The following is a 932-nucleotide window of genomic DNA, read 5'->3' as shown; positions in this document are numbered from 1 at the left end:
TCATAGTCCTTTTACTCCCATAATCCCAGTAGATCAGTTATGTAGTTCTTAAAAAATTTGCGCGCAATTGCGAATGAAGAAGCCTGTAAGCTAAAGCTTGGTATGCAGGGTAAATTGATAGTTTAATCATTGCTAAGTGCCGCCAATTAAAGAGCCGCTTAAACAACGGCTTTCTATTATTCAGTTCTGGTCAGAATCATTGACTAGATCAGACGGTTTACGGTGAATGGCCAGTAGCTGATTGATAAATTTAACCGAACCCTTGTAAAAACCCACAGTAGCGAATGTACGCGGATTCACATTCCACTCAGGAAAAGTGTCAGAACTAGCAGACCATGCGTAAAATGCGACTTCAGTTCCGTATTGATCAGTTCGCACCACAAGAACCCCATGACAGCCCAAAATTTCAACTACTTCATCATAGCTCATCCCTGCTTTGATCTTATCTACTTGAGACTGGACAGGGGGACAGGTGGGAAAGCTTCCATCAATGCAGTAATCGGTTCCGGCCGCGTAAGTGGAGCAGTATAAAATATCGGAAACCTGGGGTTTTTCAAAAGAAAGAAGACTAAATGTTCCATTTGAATTTGCCTGCAATTTGAAATTTGCATAGTTAATCACACTCACATCGCGGCTAGGCGCCAACGTTGGAATAGTTACTGTGCCGCTAGCGGGATCATAAGTAGCGTCAGTCCTGGAAACGGGAGGCTCTTCAGTGGAAATAACGCTAAATGTTCCATTTGAATTTCGTTCCAATTTGACATTAACAAACGCAACCTTGCCGTCAATCTCCACCTCCGGAATAGTTACCGTGCCGGTAGCAGGGTCATAAGTGGTGTCTGCCGAGTGGCCAAGGGTTGTTACAAACAGAGTCGTTAAAAACACCCCTAGTTTTTTTATTTTCATAGTCCTTTTACTCCCATAATCCCAGT

1 protein-coding gene is annotated in these 932 nt (G+C 43.1%); it reads right to left on the bottom strand.

Annotated elements, in window-relative coordinates; genetic code table 11:
• Positions 1–180: 180 nt before the first annotated feature.
• The coding region (locus IT781_RS21940; protein ID WP_228779358.1) for a hypothetical protein at positions 181–932 on the bottom strand (752 nt) is incomplete at its 5' end.

Source organism: Methylobacter sp. BlB1 (genome assembly GCF_015476545.1).
Taxonomy (GTDB): Bacteria; Pseudomonadota; Gammaproteobacteria; order Methylococcales; family Methylomonadaceae; genus Methylobacter.
The sequence above is the reverse complement of the archived record's forward strand: the minus strand, read 5'-3'. Positions and strand labels throughout refer to the sequence as shown.